Origin of the sequence: Chitinophaga costaii (assembly GCF_900094705.1) — a bacterium.
GTDB lineage: Bacteria > Bacteroidota > Bacteroidia > Chitinophagales > Chitinophagaceae > Chitinophaga > Chitinophaga costaii.
Genome location: NZ_FMAR01000006.1, coordinates 50,033 through 69,777, shown reverse-complemented (window position 1 = coordinate 69,777; position 19,745 = coordinate 50,033). Strand labels below are relative to the sequence as shown.

The window sequence follows — 19,745 nt, the reverse complement described above, 5'->3', positions numbered from 1 at the left end:
ACATTTACTAAAAACAGCGAAATGGTTGCTTTTACCGGCAAACATTTCGCTGTATGGCTGCACGATTACATGCGGGCTGCCGGCTATTCCTGGAAGTACACCCGTTTCACCCGTTGAGAAATACCGGTGAGGATTTCGTAAGGAATAGTACCGGCCCATTTAGATAATTCTTCTACCGGGAGGGCTTCGCCAAAAACTATTACTTCGTCGCCTTCTTCTACATTAGGAATAGCGGTGATGTCCAGCATTAGCATGTCCATGGCAATAATACCCGCTACCGGGGCCAGTTTGCCGTGAATGAGCATTTTGCCTTTACCATGGCTCAATGCGCGGGGATAACCATCGGCATACCCAATACGTACGGTGGCAATCGTGGCCGGTGCCTTAGCTTTCCAGGTGGCACCATACCCTACGGTTTCACCGGTTTTCAGGTGTTTTACCTGGGCCACGGTAGTTTTGAGGGTGCTCACATTGCGCAGTTGCCCCTGGGTTTCGCGGCTGCTGTTTACCCCATACATGCCAATGCCAAGGCGTACCATATCCAGTTGCAGGTCTGGATGCCGGTATATGCCTGCGCTATTCACGATATGGCGTATCACGCCATATCCCAGGGCCTTTTGCAACTCGTGGCTCATTTCGCCGAAAAGCTTACCCTGCTTGCGGGTCAGGGCATCCAGCTTGGGGTCTTCGCTGCCGGCCAGGTGACTGAAAATAGATTTTACTTTTAGCAGGTCGGTGGCGGTAAGCATTTCCGCAAGGGAGGCAATATCTTTTTCTTCAAACCCTAGCCGGTGCATACCGGTATCGAGTTTAATGTGTACGGGGAATTCTTTTTTGCCGGACAAGCGTACTTCTTCGAGAAACTGCTGTAATACATGCATGGAGTAGATCTCCGGTTCCAGGTCGCATTGCAGGATGGCATCGAAGGTGCTGGGTTCGGGATTCATTACCATGATCGGCATGGTAATACCGCTGCGGCGAAGGTCCACGCCTTCGTCTGCATAGGCTACGGTCAGGTAGTCTACACCCAGGAATTGCAGCAGGTTGGCAATTTCAAAACTGCCGCTGCCGTAAGAGAAGGCCTTTACCATGGCCATCATTTTGGTATCTGGTTTCAGGTAGCTTTGAAACTGTTTTACGTTATGTTGAATGGCGCTGAGATTAATTTCCAGAATTGTCTGATGCGCTTTTTGTTCCAGTCTTTTTCCAATGCGTTCAAACTCAAATACCCGCGCACCTTTAATCAAGATAGTTTCGCTCTGGAATTCCTGTGGGTTAAAGTCGCGTATAAATTCTTCTGTGCTATTGAAAAATTGGCTCTTTACATTGTCCAGCAGTTGAAAAATTTTCTTCTGGTGGGTAATGTTTTTGCCGATGCCAATTAGTTTGTTGATGCCTCTTTTTTGCAGCAGCCTTGCCACTTCTTCATAGAGTGATGCATCGCTTTTCCCGCTTTGCAGGATATCGCTCAGGATGAGGGTGCGGGTGGGATGTTGCTGTTGCTGTTGTAAAAAATCGAGGGCTATACTGAGGGAACCCAGGTCAGAATTGTAGCTGTCGTTAATGAGTGAGCAATTATTAATTCCTTGTTTCAGCTCCAGTCGCATGGCGATATTGGTAAGGCCTTCCATACGCTGGCGTATTACTTCCGGGTCTTTACCGAGATACAACATAAGCGCCCAGCAGTGAATGGCGTTTTCGATGGAGCCTTCATCGATAAAGGGAATGCGGATATAATGCGGCTCACTTTTATACAATGCGTCTATGCGGGTGTGGTTATCGTTGCGGTCTACGGATATTACGCGCAGGTCTGCCTCCATTTTGCGGCTCCAGCTAAGTAATTGTAAGCTGTTTTCCTTATCGCGTTTGCCCACAGTGTTGTGAAAGGAAGATACGCATTCATTTAGCACTGGGTAATCTTTGCAGTAGATCAGCAGTTCGCTTTTCATGAAGAGTACCAGCTTTTCATTTACTTTCTGACGCACGTTCAGAAAACCTTCATCGTGCGCTTCGCCTACGTTGGTGAAGATGCCAATGTTAGGATGAATGATTTTTTCCAGGTTCATCATTTCGCCTGGTTGGGAAATGCCGGCTTCAAAAATGGCCAGTTCATTTTCCGGCTTCATCTGCCATACAGATAAGGGCACTCCTATTTGTGAATTATAGCTTTTAGGACTGCGAACAATATTATAATCTTTTTCCAGCAGTTGGTACAGCCATTCCTTCACGGTGGTTTTACCATTGCTGCCGGTAATGCCAATTACGGGAATGTGGAACTGATGGCGGTGGGCGGCTACCAGTGTGTGCAGGGCCTGTAAGGTGTCTTTAACGTGGATAATGTTGGCCTTGGGATATAAAGCAAGGTTTACATCTTCGCTCACCAGGAAATTGCTGACGCCTTTACGGTACAGTTCTTCCATATACTGGTGTGCATTGCGGCGTGGGCTTACGATGGGAATAAACAAAGAGGATTCCGGAAAATTTAATTTCCTGCTGTCCAATAAAATATGTTCAATACTTGAAGACCCCGTCTGCTGCAACAATTCTCCTTTGAGGATCTTATTGATACTTTCTGCGTTATACACTTTTTATTGTTTTATGGCCCGTGTCTAACGGGCGGTTTTGTTGCTTCGGTAAATAGAAAAAAGAAGGCACCCGGCAAACAGCCAACGGCAGATGAATATGAAAAATTTCAGTCGGCATCTTTAGCTAGGTACCTGCACACACAATACCAAAGATCAGGTAGGTGAATTGATTTCGGTGTCATGCAGCACGTTTTAAAAACGAGTTGCAAAGATAATGGATTAATGTCCACACATCGCCCTGGGTATTCAGGACGGTGAAAACAAAAACATATAAGTAATAATGCTACATTGACCGGAGGTTATATATACATTATTTAAATGTAAATAGGATACCATACCGTACAAAACTGTGCTGGCGGGATGGTCGCAAAAAAAAGCGGGAAGGGCCTATTTAGTGTTTTTCTGCTGCCGGATGAATTGGAAGATCATGGCAAACAGTAGCACTAATCCAATGGGTACTAAAAAGCAAATGGCCTGCCATTTTGTTTTTTCGGCAGTTACTTTTTTGGGGTCTAGCAAGCGTAATACCAGTTCTTTGTTGCGGGTTTCCATAATACCGGCATCATTGGTGGTTAGGTATTCCAGGCTGTTGAGGAAAAATTCTTTGTTGGCAAATACGTAATCGGGATTGTATAAATTAACGCCCATTTGCAGGGGGCCGTTTTTCTGGGATACTGCGTTGGTGATCACATCGGCGTCGCTCACAATAATCATTTTGTTGATGGTGTCTGCCTGCTGGATAAAATCTTTACCGCTGAGTTGTGCAAAGGAATCTTCTTCAGCGCGGCTTAGCCGGTGCTGGAATAGTGATTTAAACTTCCCTTCCAGCAGCACAGCTACCGGCAGTTGAGAGAGTCGGAACTCGCGGGGATTTGGTTTAACGCTCAGCTCCGACCAGCTCAATTTTACCGGCGCGGGTACGCGGCGGCTATTATGGTCGGTGGTAAGCAAAATGGTTTTTACAATATCGCTGCCTCCCACGGTATCGATAGAGCTTACGAAACGGCTCATTACTTCATCCATATTTTTTACAATGGGATGGGTACCTGCCGGTTGCAGCAGCGGGAAGAAAGGAAAGGGCAGTGGTTGTATCTGCGGCTTGCCGCCCATGTTGCCCACTACCTGTGGCACCAGGTCGCACTGGAGGTCTTCTACCAGGTCGCTGTTAATGCGTACACCGTACCGAAACAAGATGTCTTCCAGGTTCAGGCCCTGGTCAAAAGCCATGTAGTCCTGCTGCCCGTTCATGCTATCTATCGAAGCGCTGAGCGGATCTATCATCCACATGACCCTACCGCCGTGCATGACGTACTGGTCTATTTTTAATTTGTCTTCGTCCGTAAATCTTTCTGTAGGATGGGTAAAAATGATGGCGTTAAATTCCGGAGGTATATAGCCGTGCGCCTGCAAGGTAACGGTATCCAGGCGGTAGTTATTTTGCAGGGTATTGAGCGCATCGTATACTTCCAGTCCCAATGATTCGCCATGCCCCAGCATGTAGCCGATGAGGGGTCTTTCGGTTTGTTGCAGTTTGCGGATGGCATTGGCAAACTGGTATTCCAGTAAAGATTCGGAACTATTTAGCGCCGCCTGCGGATCCTGGCCGCCCTGGCTTTTCAGCAGGTTTACGCTGATCGTGCGGTCTTTGTAATGCAGCATAGCGGCGGGGAAAATTAATTTTTCCGCATAACCCTGGTTAGCTTCCTGCTGTACCTGCAGGTTATAAGCCATAATACCTTTGGCGGCCAGCGAGTCCTGTAGGATAGCAAAAGACGAATCAGACAGGCCCTGAGACGGGTTAATAAAATCATACTGGATATTGGGACCGCCGTATTCCTTAAACGACGCCAGCAATTCCTGCGTGGTTTGTGCCAGTTGTTTAAAACTCGAGGGATAATCACCCTTCAGGAACACCGTGACAGATACCGTACCATCCAATTTGCGCAGCAGTTGCTTCGTTGGTTGCGACAGCGTAAAACGTTTTTCGCGTGTAAGATCCAGCCGGCCATGGAAATAACCGGCCAGCACGTTAATACCGATGAGTACCGCGATAACTACCAGGGCACGTTGTATATACTTTTTCTGCTTGGTTGCTTTTGTTGATTCCATGTAAGTATTGTAGGCGATAATGGTGCAAGGGCGCTTACTGCCACATCTTGCGTTGTAAAGAAGTTTTAGTAAGGTATAACATCAGCCCCATTACGCTCAGGAAATAGATCACGTCACGACTATCTATTACGCCCCGGCTTATGGAGTTGTAATGAAATTTAATGCCTGCCATTTGCAGGTAATAATCCCATCCGCCGGAAAAGGCAGCCACTTTGCTCAGCGCATCGAAACCATTATAAAAAAGAAAACAGGTGAAAATAGCAATGAGAAAGGCCACCACGGCATTGCTGGTGAGCGAAGACGCCCAGATGCCAATGGTGGTGAATACAGCGCCCAACAGCAGCAGGCCGATATAAGCGCCGGCAATGCCGCCATTGTCGATATTGCCTGGTGTGGCGGAAAGCTGGTAAATAGCGATGTAATATATAAAAGTAGGCAGGATGGCAATGAGTACGATCAGTATGCTGGCCCAGCATTTCCCCAGTACGATTTGCCAACCCGTTAGTGGTTTAGTACCCAGTAGTTCCATAGTGCCGCTTTTAAATTCATCGGAAAAGCTGCGCATGGTGATGGCCGGAATCAGAAGCAGGAAAATCAGGGGTGCCAGGTCGAACAGTGGGTCCAGGTTGGCATATCCATAATCCAGCAGGCTGGTATCCGGGAAAACGAAGAGCATCAGCCCGTTTGCCAGCAGGAATACGATAATGGCCACGTAGCCGGTAATACTGCTGAAGAACTGGTTTATTTCTTTTTTAAAGATGGCGAGCATGAGTTTTCAGGTAAGGACCCGGTAAAGCTAGTAAAAAATGATTATGTATTAGGTGTTAATTAGTAAGGAAACGTAGAATGGTTGGAAATATTGGATGCGGTGAATGCCCTGCTAAAATACGAAGGGCAACTACCAGTTGTAAGGGCTATGGTAGTAGTTGCAGGAAAATCTATATGTAATGGGCCGCGTGGATAGAAAAGGGTGGCAAAGCTTATGATGCCGGTGCATGTAATTTACCGGCCTCACACCGGCTATATATTGGAGGGCAGGCAAAGGATGCCTGCCCTTTTTGGGCTTACAATGAAAACACCTGTTGGCGCAACTTGCTTACCGCGGTGCTGATAGTTTCCACTACAGTAGTTATTTCCGCCTCCGTAGTAAACCGTCCTACACTCAGTCTCAGGGAGGCTCTTGCTAGTTCGTCCGGTATGCCCATGGCCAGTAGCACAAAACTAGGCTCCATGCTGGCCGCTGTACAGGCCGATCCGGAGGAAATGGCCACCTTGCTGGTAAATGCCGCCGATAGCATTTCGCCAGACACGTGGCCGAAAGCCAGGTTGCTTACCTGTGGCAAGCGATGGCTGGTGTCGCCGTTTACCGTAACCTGGCCTAGTGCCAGCAGCCCATTTTCCAGCGTGTTACGCAGGGAGGAGAGGCGGGTATATTCTTCGGATAGGTGCAGGCGGCATAGTTCTGCTGCTTTGCCAAAACCCACAATGCCAGGCACATTCATAGTGCCAGAGCGGAAGCCGCGTTCATGGCCGCCCCCGTCCATTTGGGCGGTCAGTGTTACCCTTGGATCTTTGCGGCGCACATACAGTGCACCCACACCCTTGGGTCCATAGATCTTGTGTGCGCTACAGGCCAGCAGGTCTATGCCGTCTTCCACTACATTCACCGGTATTTTGCCTACGGCCTGGGTGGCGTCTGTCATAAAAAGAATGCCGTACTTTTTGGCGATTGCGCCAATAGCCCGGATGGGGTGAATAACGCCGGTTTCGTTATTGGCATACATCACCGATATCAGGATGGTTTGTGGGGTAATGGCATTTTCGAGGGCTTCCAGGCTAATATGCCCCAAGGAATCTACCGGCAGATAGGTGACTTGGGCACCCAGTTTTTCCAGGTGATGGCAGGTGTCCAGCACGGCCTTATGTTCCGTGGCCACGGTAATGATATGATGCCCCTTGGCAGCGTAAGCTTCAAACACTCCTTTAATACCCAGGTTATCAGCCTCGGTGGCACCGGAGGTAAATATGATCTCCTGCGCAGTGGCACCGATTAACTGGGCCACCTGCCCACGGGCCTTTTCCACGGCGGCGCCGGCAGACCAGCCCAGGGGATGGGTACTGGCGGCATTGCCAAATTGTTGGGTAAAGTATGGCAGCATGGTGTCCAACACCTGCGGGTCGCAAGGCGTGGTAGCATTATAATCGAGGTAGATGGGAGATTGCATATTGTAAATTTACAAAGAAAGGTCTTTTGGAACCTTGCACTTGTATAAAATGCGACAGCCACATGACATGGAAATAAGTTTTGCCAAATGCCGGGGAATAGCTTACTTACAAACCCGGCGGCCCCTAAAACCGTCTTACCTGCCATGCAGAAAGTAGAACATATAGGCATTGCCGTTTACACATTGGAGAAGGCCATTCCGCTATATGAACGCCTGCTAAACACACCCTGTTACAAAAAGGAGTTGGTAGAAAGCGAGCAGGTATTAACGGCTTTTTTCCAACAGGGCCATACCAAAATAGAATTGCTGGAAGCCACTGGCGAGAACAGCGCCATTAAACGATTCCTCGACAAGAAAGGAGAAGGCCTTCACCATATTGCGTTCGAGGTGGAAGATATTCATGCTGAAATGGCCCGCCTGCGCAGGGAGGGGTTTACCCTGCTTAATGAAACCCCCAAACAGGGCGCCGATCATAAACTTATATGCTTCGTTCATCCCAAAGATACCCATGGCGTACTAATAGAGCTATGCCAGGAAATCCGGTAAGCTTTCGTATACCCGTTAACGATAGTTGGATTTTAAGAAAGCAGGGGATGTTTTAATCTATTCATTATCAATAATTAAAAGTTTTTTTGGTATTTAAAATCCATAGAACATATCTATTCGTACGTATTCCTGAAGTTAATTGGGATAAAACTCTTGTAGAGTTCGTAGAAAGGGGAACATTGTTAACTGAATGCACAGACCATTTTTATAGCCGGAATCAGTTTTTTACCAGAACCATTATCAATCGCACACGCTACCTCTATAGAAATTATCTTATTCAATATATAGGTCATTGTCCTGGAGTAATTTTCTCATAGGTCCTTGGCAGCACATTTTTACTCTAAAGTTGGCATAGGTTATGAAAAACCTGCGGGCTTTCCAGCTTGCAGGTATTTTTTTGTCCATCCTGGAAATAAAACGCCCGTCGGCATAAGCTGCCAGCGGGCGTTTTTAATAAGGTGTGTAGGTGATCTACAATACCTTTTCCATCCCCACACTTCTTGATCCCTTGATGAGCAGGTAGGTATGCTGAAACTGTTGCTGCGCCAGCCATTGGTGGGCTGCGGCGGCATCGGGCAGAAAAAGGTAGGGATGTTTCACTTTGCTGAAATCGCCGCCCACCAGCACCACCGCATGCCAGTGGGTTTGCTGGAGCAGGTCTACCAGCGCCTGGTGTTCCTCAATGCTGTCTGCTCCCAATTCCATCATACCGCCAAGCAGCAATACCTTTTTGGGAGCGTTTAAACCCGCAAAGTTTTCAATGGCTGCCCGCATGCTGGAAGGATTGGCATTATAGGCGTCCATGATAATGGTGTTGCTGCCTTGCTGTATAACCTGCGAACGATTGTTGGAAGGCACATATCCTTCCAGGGCCGTGCGGATGCTGGCTTCCGGCACGCCAAAGTGCCGGCCAACGGCTACAGCGGCTAGTACATTAGCCGTGTTATAAGCACCCACCAGGTGGGTTTGTATCGGGGCATCGCTACCTTTCAGGGTTACAGCCAGCAGGGCGGAACCGGCAATAGCCTGGCCCTGATAGCTGGCATCGTGGCCGCCGTAGGTAATGATTTGGGGGATGCCTTTAGCCATAGGCAGCAGATAATCATAGTCGGTGCATACAAATGCAGTACCCTCGTGAGCGCGCAGGTAATCGTACAGTTCTCCTTTGGCAATTTTCACCCCTTCAGGACCGCCAAAACCTTCCAAATGTGCTTTCCCGATATTGGTAATCAGGCCGTGTGTAGGCATGGCTACTTCACAGTAGCCAGCTATTTCGCGCTGGTGGTTGGCGCCCATTTCTATTACGGCGATCTCGGTGCCAGTGGGGATTTTTAATAAGGTGAGCGGCACGCCGATATGATTATTGAGATTGCCCTCTGTGGCCACGGTTTTGAAGTGGCTGGAGAGTACGGCATTTATCAATTCTTTCGTAGTGGTTTTCCCGTTGGTGCCGGTAATGGCCAGAAAAGGAATATCCAGCGCCCGCCGGTGCAGATTGGCCAATCTTTGCAGGGTTTGCAGGGCGTCAGGTACCAACATCATTTTATCGGGCTGGGTATAAAAGGCTGGATCATCTACAACGGCGTAGGCCGCCCCTGCGGCCAATGCCTGCTCGGCATAAGCATTACCGTTAAAGTGGGGCCCTTTGAGGGCGAAAAAAATATCGCCAGGCTGCAACTTGCGGGTATCGGTCTGGATGGAAGAATGGGCGCGATAGCGGTCGTATAAAGCAGAAAGATTTTGCACGGGCAATATTTTTAGCGGATAAGCTCCGGTCAAAAATACTCATTTAGTCCTACTCAACTGCCTAAAAAATGCGGAGGAGGAGATGGGCCGGCTGGCAATTTGACTCAGCCACAATGGCCACCCAGCGGATGATAGCCATGGGTAACGGCAGCCATACCGGACAGTACCCATCCGGGGACTAAGGCAAATTTTTCTGCCAGTGGATCAACTTAAAAATTATATTAGCGGGACCAAAGCAATTTTCCGGGGTCATGTAGCCAGGACAAATGCCATTATGCCAAAAGCACAAGATTTCCCTTCCCTGATGGCCAGTAAATAGATAGCATTGTCTGCTGGATGCGTAACGGGATGATGAATTAATGTTATATTATGAGAAGATATTTATTATGGATGATGTTGGGAATGGCTTCCAGTACTGGGTTTGCACAGGATGTGCGTACGGATAAAACTGCTTCGGTGTCTTTCTTTTCTTCCACGCCACTGGAAGATATTAAAGCGCAAACGATGCAGGCATTTACTACGCTGAATGTAAAAACAAAAGAGATTTATTTTAAGGTACCGGTCAATTCATTTGCATTTAAATACAAGCTGATGAAAGACCATTTCAATGATAGCTACCTGGAGTCCGGTAAATACCCGGCAGCTGAATTTAAAGGTGTTATTATAACCGCTGCCGATTTAAGCAAGGATGGTAAATACGCGGTGGTGGTAAAAGGTGATTTGCTGCTGCATGGTGTAAGCCGCCCCTATGAAGAAAAGGGAACCTTGCAGATAAAAGGAACAGAGGTTATCAGCGACGCGAATTTCCAGATTAAATTGGTAGATCATTCCATCAAAATTCCTAGCCTGATGCTGGAAAATATTGCCGAGGTGGTAGACGTTACGGTACATGCGGACTACAAACCGTAAATCATAATAGCAGGTTAGGCCGCCCTGTGCTCCTGGGCGGATATTTTTCCCGGGATGAAGCAATGCACTCCCTAAGCGTGGTGCAGCTAGTGCCAGGGCAATGTAGCCAGCGTTTACCCTTTCCTGGCGATTCCATTTATAGTAATGATACGCAAATTAGTAGTACATATTAAAGAAGATGCATGGCTGGCAAAACTGGCAGCAAAGCGTATGCGAAGCTCTCAAATGGCCATGGTAGTGGGTTGCACCATTTATCTGCATGGGGTAAGCCGGCAGGGATTCCTGTCTGATGCAGGTTGGATGCGGCATGAGGTTTGTCACGTGTACCAATACCGGCAATATGGGATATTGCGATTCCTTTGGCTGTACTGGCGGGAGTTTCACCGGCATGGGTATTATCAAAATGCATTTGAAATTGCGGCCAGGGAGGCTGAAAATGACCCTGAACTGCTGAAAAATATCGATTTTGCACCGAAAGCATAGCCATCTTGGGGTCAAATGGACCCAAAGCTGGAATTATTTACTTATTTTTACAGTAAAGGCTGTTTTTTATGGTAAAGAAGGTAACAGAGGGAATCACCATCAGCGTTGAAACATTTTATCAACCAGACTACTCCAATCCTGTTGGTAGCGAGTTTATGTTTGCCTACCGCATTACCATTGAAAATAATAATACTTTCCCTATCAAGCTCCTCCGCCGCCACTGGTACATTATTGATTCTAATGGTACTCACCGCGAGGTAGAAGGAGAGGGTGTAGTGGGCGTTCAGCCCTTGCTGGCCTCTGGCGAAAGCTATCAGTACGTTTCGGGTTCCAATCTCCGCACCGAGCTTGGCAAAATGTACGGCACTTATCAAATGGAAAACCAGCTAGACAAAAAGCTGTTCGAAGTTAAAATTCCGGAATTCCAGATGATTGTACCGTTTAAGCTGAATTAATTGTTGTCAGTTTGTTGCGTCAAAAGTGGCCTGTTTTTCTTATCTCGCGCCCATCAAAATCTCCCTGATATATTGTTGGTGTTGTACCCTAAACTATATGCGCCATGTTGCCGGTGAATAAATAAAGGTGCCTTGAGGCGTGCGTTGAAAAATCCACTACCCTCGCTTCTGCTTTATTTTGGTTTATACTTCGCTTCATTAAAAAGCTGCACAGGATCTTTTATCTCCATCAATTGCTGCAACGTTACATCGGGATGGCGTTCCATGTAGGACCTTACGATTTGCCAACCCACAAATATTCCTATCTGCCCTGGAGAGCCAGGGGGCATACCTTGGGTGCTGGGTCCTTCGCCCATGTAATGCGTGGTTTCCTGCCAGTCTGTAATGTAGAGCAGGTTGCGCTGCACAAAGTATTGCCAGATCAATTGTTCATTGTCGTGACACCAGTTTAACTGGTCTTGTGTGTAGCCGGTGCGGATGCTGTCTGGGGTAGTGGGTAGCACCATTTCCAGGAAATACTGTTGCCGGCCTGCGTCTACCATCTGCGCCAGCAGGCGGCTGCCGGTTTTTTCCGGGGGGTATCGCTGCTGCTCCAGTGCCTTCATGGCATCGGCTACCAGGTATTCTTTGGAAAACCTGCGGATCATGTAATTGGGAAGATCCGGTATCTGCTGGTACACGCCGAAATCTGCGCCAAGGTACATATCCAGGCCAATGCCCAGGATAGAATCTACTGTTATGGCACCATAATTACTGATGGCAGATGTAAAGGAGATAACTTTTGGTGGCTGGAAAGCGGGGATATAATATTTAGTGTACCGGAAGGCCTGTGCCAGTTGTTGGTTGATATGGCTCATATCGCTGAACTGCTGATCCACGGCGGCCTGTAGCCGGCGCAGGTCCGGATTGGTCAGCATTTTCTGCACCGCACCGGCCTGCGTCATACGGGGTGCAGCACCCTCCGGTTCGTTTGCGGATATTACCGGCGTGGTAGTGGCACTGTCGTTATACGGGCCAAAATTCATGATATCTTTCAGGTAAGTAGGCAGGAAACCCGGATATTTCAGGTAAAGCTGGTGCAGTCCTGCGGCTACCTGATTCGTATCTGTGCGGTACAGATCCTGGTCAAATCGAATTATCTTTACGGTGATGGGGATATTACTTACATCGGGCGTTTTGCGCGTACGCGTACAGGCTGTAAGTGCGAGCAGCAGCAGTATTCCGGCACTGCCCGTTATGTTTTTAATAGTGTACCTTTGCATCGTTTTTTCTGAAATAATCGCCTAAAAGTATTTAAACTGTTTCGTATTAAAAATATTTGCATAAAACGAATACTGCCAGGTTGCCTTTTCACCATGCCGGCCTTGGCTACAGTACCATATCCGGAGTCTGTGACAAGCGGGGGCGGTGCTTCTGGGAACAATAAGATATGGGAACAATACGAAAAAGATTAAACGTTCATTGTAAATGGATCGTACCATTCGATCCTCCATTAACGACTCACTTGTAACTATGAAAATTGTACTGGCACAGCAAAATTACCACATCGGTAATTTTGAGAAAAATACAGCAAAGATCATCGCCGGCATTGCCGCGGCTAAAGCGCAGCAGGCAGACCTGGTGGTGTTCTCCGAACTTTGTGTGTGTGGTTATCCGCCCCGCGATTTCCTGGAATTTGAAGACTTCATTGCCCGGAGCTATGCCGCCATTGATGCGATCAAAGCGCATGCAACCGACATTGCCGTGCTGTTAGGCGGGCCTGCCCGCAACCCGCAATTGTCTGGTAAAGACCTTTTCAACGCGGCCTGGTTCCTGTATGAAGGTGAAGTAAAACAAGTGGTACACAAAACCCTGTTGCCGACTTACGATGTGTTCGACGAGTACCGCTATTTTGAGCCGGGCTTTGAATGGTCGGTGATACCGTTTAAAGGGAAAAAACTGGCTGTAACGGTGTGTGAAGATATCTGGAATCTGGGTGATAATCCGCTATACCGCGAGTGTCCTATGGATCATCTCATCCTACAGCAACCGGATATAATGATCAATTTAAGCGCATCGCCTTTTGATTATGATCATGCACATGAGCGCAAAGAAATTATCCGCGCCAATGTACTGAAATATAAACTGCCTATGCTGTACTGCAATACGGTAGGCTCGCAAACGGAGATCGTGTTTGATGGAGGATCGCTGGTGTTTGACGCGCAGGGCAATGTGGTGAAAGAATTGCCCTACTTTGAAGAAGCATTGGGCAGCATTGAGCTGGAATCCTTATCCGTTGGTAATGCAGTGAAGCAGGTGGAGGTGGCACCAGACGTCACGGAGCTGGTGTTTGATTACAATATCGATCGCATATACCAGGCATTACTGCTAGGCATCCGCGATTATTTTGGCAAGATGGGTTTTACCAAAGCTATCCTCGGCAGCTCTGGCGGGATAGACAGTGCCGTGGTGCTGGCCGTGGCTTGCGAGGCATTGGGTAAAGACAATGTGCGCGCCATTCTCCTGCCTTCACCCTACTCCTCGGAGCATTCGGTGGATGATGCGGTGGCATTGTCTAAGCATCTCGGTAACCCATACGACATTGTGCGTATTCACGATATTTATGAATCGTTTCTGCATACATTAAACCCACTGTTCAACGGCCTGCCGTTTAATGTAGCGGAAGAAAATACGCAGTCCCGCATCCGGGGAAACTTGCTGATGGGGCTTTCCAATAAGTTCGGTTATATTTTGCTCAATACCTCCAACAAGAGCGAGCTTTCTACCGGTTATGGTACATTGTATGGCGATATGGCCGGCGGATTGTCTGTAATTGGCGACTTGTATAAAATGCAGGTATATGCGCTGGCCCGCTATATTAACCGCCATGGGGAGATTATCCCGGCTAATATTATCGATAAGGCCCCCAGTGCAGAATTGCGGCCTAACCAGAAAGACAGTGATAGCCTGCCCGACTACGCCGTGCTGGACAAATTATTGTACCAGTATATTGAGCGCCGCCAGGGACCCCGGGAGATCGTGGCCCGTGGCTTCGATGCGGCGCTGGTGGCCCGTACGCTGAAGCTGGTAAACAATAATGAATACAAGCGCAACCAATTTTGCCCCATCATCCGCGTATCCTCCAAAGCCTTTGGCGTAGGGCGCCGTGTGCCAATTGTGGGTACTTATTTAAGTTGATATTTGCAGAAAATATTTTAGCCTCCGCCGGCACTGCGCTAGTGGGCGTTGCTATTTTTATATATTTGATTAAATTTATTTAAACACATCATGTTACAGGTTCAATTTATTCGTCAGAACAAGGATTTGGTGCTGGAGCGCCTGGCGCTCAAGCAATTTAAGGAGCTTAGTGTGGTAGATGAAGTATTGTCACTAGACGACCGCCGGAAGAAGCTGACCCTGGAGTATGATGAAACGCAGGCGCAGGTGAATGTATCGTCCAAGGAAATCGGTAAGCTGATGGCCGCCGGCGATAAAGAAGGCGCAGAAAGCCGCAAGGCCGCAGTAGCCACCCTAAAGCAGCGGTTGCAGCCGATTAACGACGAACTGAAACAAGTGGAAGAAAACCTTACACTTGCCTTGTATAAACTTCCCAACCTGCCCCATAGCTCCGTGCCAGCCGGTAAAACACCGGAAGATAACGTAGTGGTGCGTAGCGGCGGGCCTATGCCCACCCTGCACGCCGGTGCAAAACCGCACTGGGAGCTAACCAGCCAGTATGATCTGATCGACTTTGAACTCGGCACCCGCATCACCGGTAGCGGATTTCCCGTGTATAAAAACAAAGGTGCCAAGCTGCAACGTGCGCTCATCCAATACTTCCTGGATTATAATACCGATAACGGCTATACAGAATTTCAGCCGCCCTACCTGGTGAATGCGGAATCTGCCACCGGCACCGGACAACTGCCCGATAAAGAAGGGCAGATGTACCACGTGACTGAAGATGGTTTTTATCTGATCCCCACCGCTGAGGTACCGGTGACCAATATTTACCGCGATACCATCATCAAGGAAAGCGAACTACCTATTAAAATGACGGCTTATACCCCCTGCTTCCGGCGGGAAGCAGGGTCTTATGGTAAGGATGTGCGTGGGCTAAACCGCCTGCACCAGTTCGATAAAGTAGAGTTAGTGCAGCTTGTACATCCAGATACCTCTTACGATACGCTGGAAAATATGGTGCAGCACGTAGAAAAGCTCATTCTTTCCCTGGAATTGCCTTATCGCATTTTAAGATTATGCGGCGGAGATATGAGCTTTACATCTGCACTTACCTACGATTTTGAAGTATATTCTGCCGCACAGGGCCGCTGGCTGGAGGTAAGCTCCGTATCCAACTTCGAGGGCTACCAGACTAACCGCCTGAAGGCCCGTTTCAAGGATAGCCATGGCAAGTCTCAACTGGTTCACAGCCTCAATGGCAGCTCTCTGGCTTTGCCCCGCATTTTGGCCTGCCTGCTGGAAAATCATCAGACGGCAGATGGCATTGCTATCCCTGCCAGCCTGCAACCTTATTTCGGCAGCGCAAAAATTGGGTAAAACAGTTTGCAGGGTATTTAATTGTTAAAACATGCATTTATATTGTACATTAGTTTTATCACAAAGCAATTACGATGAAGAAAATCGCCGGGAGCTTATTACTCATAATGGGGCCAACAGCCAAACTCGGCGATGATCGGAAAGCCGCTGTGCTAGCCTTTGTACAAACCAATGCTCAAAAATAATTCGTAACAAACCGGTGTCTTTACAGGCGCCGGTTTTTTGTTACATTGTGGTTATGCATCATTTTCTACCTACCGGACAATCTTTGGTCATTCGTACGCCTGAGCTGGACGAAGCTGGGGCACTGATGCATTGCCTTCAGCAAATGACGCGTGAAAGCGACTTTTTGTTGCATACGCCCGAAGAAGCTCTTGGCATGGACATCTCCGGTGAAAGGGATTTTATCAAATCTTATCGCGACCAACCTCAGCACTTGCTGCTGGTAGCGGTGGTGGATGGTTTCATCGTGGGTTATCTTACCGTAACGCAGGGCCGGTTTTATAAGCAAATGCATAGTGGTGAAATGGGGATCGCCATTCTACGTAACTATTGGAACCTGGGCATTGGCCGACGGCTAATGACCACTATGGTGCGCTGGGCCGAAGAACATCCTACAATAGAGATCGTTCATTTCCAGGTGTTTGCCCACAATGAGAAAGCTATTCAATTATATCGCAATTTTAATTTCCAGGAATGTGGTCGTTTACCCGGTGCAATCCGTCAGAAAGATGGCCGGCGCATAGATTTGATCACTATGTATAAAAATGTTAAATGATGGCTGGTGACACACCACCCCGTTAAACCTCTACTCTCCCTGGTTAGTCATACCTCTAAAATTATTCCATGGCTTTTGTGAAACACGGAGATCGTTTGCTGCTGCAACACCTGGCCTGGAGAGCAGGCTTTGGCGAAACAATGCCGGTTGTCAGCAGCTGGCTGGATAAGCGCCGTAGTGAGATAGTGAAGGAAATGATAGCTGCGCCTTCAACACCTATTACGCCGCTATACGTAATCCGCGACTCAGACTTGCCGGAATACACCCGTGTAAAAAGTATGACAGCAGAGGAGCGGAAGGCGGTGGCCCGGATGAATGACCAGGCTACTAAAGACCTCAATGTTTCCTGGATGCTGGAAATGATCAATACGCCGCATGCCTTGCAGGAAAAAATGGCGCTGTTTTGGCACGGACATTTTGCCTGCCGTACCCAAAATGTGCTTTTTAGCCAGCAACTATTGCAGGTGATCCGGGAGCATGCCCTGGGCAATTTCAGCGACTTACTCACCGGAGTTTCCAAAAGCCCGGCCATGTTACAATTCCTTAATAACCAGCAAAACCGCAAGCAGCATCCCAACGAAAATTTTGCGCGGGAAGTGATGGAATTGTTTACCATGGGGCGTGGCCACTATACCGAAACCGACGTGAAAGAAGCTGCGCGGGCCTTTACCGGATGGGGGTTTGATGCAACGGGCACATTTGTATTTCGCAAAAATGCACACGACGATGGATTAAAAACCATACTTGGTAAAACAGGGCATTTCGATGGGGACGATGTGCTGAAAATAATTTGTGAACAGGAACAAACAGCCCAATTTATTACCCGGAAACTATATACTTTTTTCGTGAATGAGGTGGTGGATGAAGATCGTGTGCAGACATTGGCCCGCAAATTTTACGATCATCAATACGACATCCGTTCGCTGATGGAACATATTTTCAACAGCGACTTTTTTTATGACAAGATCAATGTGGGTAACCGCATCAAATCGCCGGTTGAGTTATTGGTGGGCATTCGCAGAACTATTCCCATGTTGTTTGAGCAGGAAGAAGTAATGCTGCTGTTTCAGCGCATTATGGGGCAATTGCTTTTTTATCCGCCCAATGTAGCCGGATGGCCTGGTGGACGCAATTGGATAGACAGCTCCAGCCTGATGTTCCGCATGCGGGTACCACAGGTGATCCTGTATTCGCAGGCATTGAACATCATGCCTAAAGAATTGATGCCTGAAATGGGAGAGGGGCAGCATTACAAAACAACGCTGGCCATCAACGATTTCCTGATGCGGCAATATGCCAAAAAAATAAAAGCCCGGGTAAACTGGCAGCCTTACCTGGACAGCCTTTCCGGCATAGCCCGCGAAGACCTGGGACCTGCTATCACGCAAAATTTATTGGGCCGGAATAACCTGGCACCGGCGTTGCTAAACCAATATGCCGATGCTACTACCCGGGAAAGTTATATAAAAACAGTTACTATCGATGTTATGAGTACTCCGGAATATCAGTTATGTTAAGATACCCGGTACAAAGCATGATGTGCTGCAGATCGATGTGCTGATTTATGATCCGCGGTACCTCGTACCGTGTACAATTTTTAACGTATGCTACTCCTCAACAGAAGACGTTTTCTCCAGACAGGTTCGCTGGCCACAGTGGCCACCATGGTGCCTAAATTTTTGAAAGCACTGGAACGCAGGCCCATAGCGGCTCCTGGCAATAAGGCATTGGTAGTGATACAGCTCTCAGGCGGTAACGATGGACTTAATACCATTATTCCCTACCGCAATGATATCTATTATCAATTGCGCCCTACGCTTAGCATTAAACGGGAAAACGCCTTGACGCTGACCGATGAAGAAGGCATTCACCCGGCTTTTAAGGCGATGAAAGCCTTGTACGACGAAGGTTCCATGGCCTTACTGCATAACGTTGGATATCCCAATCCCGACCGTTCGCACTTCCGCTCTATGGATATTTGGCAAACTGCCAGTCAAAGCCAGGATTACTGGACCAACGGTTGGATAGGGCGCTATCTCGACGCCCAGTGCAAGGGATGCAACCCGCCCACACAAGCGCTGGAAATGGATGATACGCTAAGCCTTGCCCTCAAAGGCACTCAAACAAACGGGCTGGCCTTTACCGATGCCAATCGTCTCATGAGTACCAGCAACGACCCTTATTTTAAATCGTTACAGGCCAGTCATCATACAGAAGATGCGCATCAGAACGTAGAATACCTTTATAAAACCATGGGAGATACCATTTCCAGCGCTGCCTATATTTCCCAACAGTCCCGCGCTTACCAGTCGAAAGCAGCCTATCCGGATACGGAACTGGGAAAGCATATGCGGACGATTGCCAACCTCATTATGAGTGATATCAATACGAAAGTGTACTATGTATCGCACGGTAGTTTTGATACTCACGTGGACCAACAGGCGCAGCAGCAGCGGCTTTTCGGGCAACTGGACGATGCGTTGAATATTTTTGTGCAGGACCTGAAGCAGCAGCACCGCTTCCAGGATGTGGTGGTAGTGACCTTTTCGGAATTTGGGAGAAGGGTGGCGCAAAATGCCAGCGGCGGCACCGATCATGGTACGGCCAATAATATGTTCCTGCTGAGCGGTGCGCTAAAGCAGCAGGGCATCCTCAATGCCGCGCCAGACCTGGCTCATTTGGTGGAAGGAGATCTGGTGTACAATACTGACTTTAAAAGCGTGTATGCCACCCTATTGCACAAATGGCTGGGCGCAGACGACCGGCTTATTTTACAACAGCAGTACCCGCATTTGTCTTTTATATAAAAATTATTGCCGGGAGAAATTCGTGCGGAAAGCGCCACGTTGCAGTTGGTGGGATTCGCCGGAGGTTTCATTTACTAACGTGGCGGTAAATTCACCCTGAACCGTGCTGTCTTTTACGCTGAGAATGGTGAGAGAAAAAGCACCCTGGTCTGCGTTGGCGGATAGAATGTGGGAACTGGAATCCAACAGGGTCAGTGCATTACCGGACATGCCGGAAACGTAGGTGCCGGGGTGTAGCAGGCTATCGGTAGAAGTAATGGAAAACGTATAATACAATTTATTGTAACTGAAACCACTCACCAGCAGGGTGGGAAATCCAGCCGGGTTTTCTTCACTGGGATCGGCGTAAGTAACTACCGCTTTGGGGTCTTCCCCGATAATAAAGCTACTATCCAGCATCATGCTTACAAATTTGCGGCGCTGGCTATCGTCTTTATACTTGCTACAGGATGAACATACAAGGTAAGTGGCCAGGAGGAGAAGTAGCAATTTTTGCATGCAGGGAAATTTTATAGCTAAGAACGGTGCTAAGATACTATATAACGCTCAGGTACAGGGGAAAT

16 protein-coding genes are annotated in these 19,745 nt (G+C 48.1%); 9 read left to right on the top strand and 7 right to left on the bottom strand.

Going from position 1 to position 19,745, the window contains the following annotated elements; translation table 11 throughout:
* Window positions 1-83: 83 nt before the first annotated feature.
* From GA0116948_RS10490 to GA0116948_RS10475, 4 genes are all read right to left on the bottom strand, one after another.
* Window positions 84-2,585 carry a bifunctional UDP-N-acetylmuramoyl-tripeptide:D-alanyl-D-alanine ligase/alanine racemase gene (locus GA0116948_RS10490; protein ID WP_089711880.1) on the bottom strand — a complete coding sequence of 834 codons (2,502 nt, stop codon included), beginning with the start codon at window positions 2,583-2,585 and terminating at the stop codon, window positions 84-86.
* A 387-nt stretch (window positions 2,586-2,972) separates the two neighbouring features.
* Complete coding sequence (gldG, locus tag GA0116948_RS10485) at window positions 2,973-4,694, bottom strand: gliding motility-associated ABC transporter substrate-binding protein GldG (RefSeq protein WP_089711878.1); 1,722 nt, start codon at window positions 4,692-4,694, stop codon at window positions 2,973-2,975.
* A 34-nt stretch (window positions 4,695-4,728) separates the two neighbouring features.
* Window positions 4,729-5,463 (bottom strand): gliding motility-associated ABC transporter permease subunit GldF, encoded by a 735-nt coding sequence (gldF, locus tag GA0116948_RS10480; RefSeq protein ID WP_089711876.1) that lies wholly within the window; start codon window positions 5,461-5,463, stop codon window positions 4,729-4,731.
* Between the two features lie 295 nt (window positions 5,464-5,758).
* On the bottom strand, window positions 5,759-6,919 hold the full coding sequence (locus tag GA0116948_RS10475; protein WP_089711874.1) for a cysteine desulfurase family protein: 1,161 nt from the start codon (window positions 6,917-6,919) through the stop codon (window positions 5,759-5,761).
* A 144-nt stretch (window positions 6,920-7,063) separates the two neighbouring features.
* Here GA0116948_RS10475 and mce point away from each other — a divergent pair, with 144 nt between their 5' ends.
* Window positions 7,064-7,465: a methylmalonyl-CoA epimerase gene (gene mce, locus GA0116948_RS10470; protein WP_089712132.1), complete on the top strand. Its 402-nt coding sequence runs from the start codon at window positions 7,064-7,066 to the stop codon at window positions 7,463-7,465.
* A gap of 471 nt (window positions 7,466-7,936) precedes the next feature.
* Here mce and GA0116948_RS10465 read toward each other — a convergent pair whose 3' ends face one another.
* Window positions 7,937-9,211, bottom strand: coding sequence for a UDP-N-acetylmuramoyl-tripeptide--D-alanyl-D-alanine ligase (locus GA0116948_RS10465; RefSeq protein ID WP_165798343.1), 1,275 nt, complete (start codon window positions 9,209-9,211; stop codon window positions 7,937-7,939).
* A gap of 369 nt (window positions 9,212-9,580) precedes the next feature.
* Here GA0116948_RS10465 and GA0116948_RS10460 point away from each other — a divergent pair, with 369 nt between their 5' ends.
* From GA0116948_RS10460 to apaG, 3 genes are all read left to right on the top strand, one after another.
* Window positions 9,581-10,120 carry a YceI family protein gene (locus tag GA0116948_RS10460; RefSeq protein ID WP_089711870.1) on the top strand — a complete coding sequence of 180 codons (540 nt, stop codon included), beginning with the start codon at window positions 9,581-9,583 and terminating at the stop codon, window positions 10,118-10,120.
* A gap of 144 nt (window positions 10,121-10,264) precedes the next feature.
* Window positions 10,265-10,603: a hypothetical protein gene (locus GA0116948_RS10455; protein WP_089711868.1), complete on the top strand. Its 339-nt coding sequence runs from the start codon at window positions 10,265-10,267 to the stop codon at window positions 10,601-10,603.
* Window positions 10,604-10,671: 68 nt separating this feature from the next.
* Complete coding sequence (gene apaG, locus GA0116948_RS10450) at window positions 10,672-11,058, top strand: Co2+/Mg2+ efflux protein ApaG (RefSeq protein WP_089711866.1); 387 nt, start codon at window positions 10,672-10,674, stop codon at window positions 11,056-11,058.
* Between the two features lie 173 nt (window positions 11,059-11,231).
* Here apaG and gldB read toward each other — a convergent pair whose 3' ends face one another.
* Window positions 11,232-12,320 carry a gliding motility lipoprotein GldB gene (gene gldB / locus GA0116948_RS10445; protein ID WP_089711864.1) on the bottom strand — a complete coding sequence of 363 codons (1,089 nt, stop codon included), beginning with the start codon at window positions 12,318-12,320 and terminating at the stop codon, window positions 11,232-11,234.
* A 250-nt stretch (window positions 12,321-12,570) separates the two neighbouring features.
* Between gldB and GA0116948_RS10440 the strand changes: the two genes are divergently transcribed.
* From GA0116948_RS10440 to GA0116948_RS10420, 5 genes are all read left to right on the top strand, one after another.
* Window positions 12,571-14,235, top strand: coding sequence for an NAD+ synthase (locus GA0116948_RS10440; RefSeq protein ID WP_089711862.1), 1,665 nt, complete (start codon window positions 12,571-12,573; stop codon window positions 14,233-14,235).
* A 90-nt stretch (window positions 14,236-14,325) separates the two neighbouring features.
* A complete protein-coding gene (serS, locus tag GA0116948_RS10435) occupies window positions 14,326-15,597 on the top strand; it encodes a serine--tRNA ligase (RefSeq protein WP_089711859.1) in 1,272 nt (423 codons plus the stop codon).
* Window positions 15,598-15,835: 238 nt separating this feature from the next.
* Window positions 15,836-16,375: a GNAT family N-acetyltransferase gene (locus GA0116948_RS10430; protein ID WP_089711857.1), complete on the top strand. Its 540-nt coding sequence runs from the start codon at window positions 15,836-15,838 to the stop codon at window positions 16,373-16,375.
* Between the two features lie 68 nt (window positions 16,376-16,443).
* Window positions 16,444-17,892: a DUF1800 domain-containing protein gene (locus GA0116948_RS10425; protein WP_240619140.1), complete on the top strand. Its 1,449-nt coding sequence runs from the start codon at window positions 16,444-16,446 to the stop codon at window positions 17,890-17,892.
* An 87-nt stretch (window positions 17,893-17,979) separates the two neighbouring features.
* The gene (locus GA0116948_RS10420; protein WP_089711855.1) at window positions 17,980-19,182 is read left to right on the top strand and encodes a DUF1501 domain-containing protein; all 1,203 of its coding nucleotides are present in this window, start codon (window positions 17,980-17,982) and stop codon (window positions 19,180-19,182) included.
* Between the two features lie 3 nt (window positions 19,183-19,185).
* On the opposite strand, the gene GA0116948_RS10415 is transcribed toward GA0116948_RS10420, so the two are convergent.
* Complete coding sequence (locus tag GA0116948_RS10415) at window positions 19,186-19,680, bottom strand: hypothetical protein (RefSeq protein ID WP_089711853.1); 495 nt, start codon at window positions 19,678-19,680, stop codon at window positions 19,186-19,188.
* Window positions 19,681-19,745 lie beyond the last annotated feature (65 nt).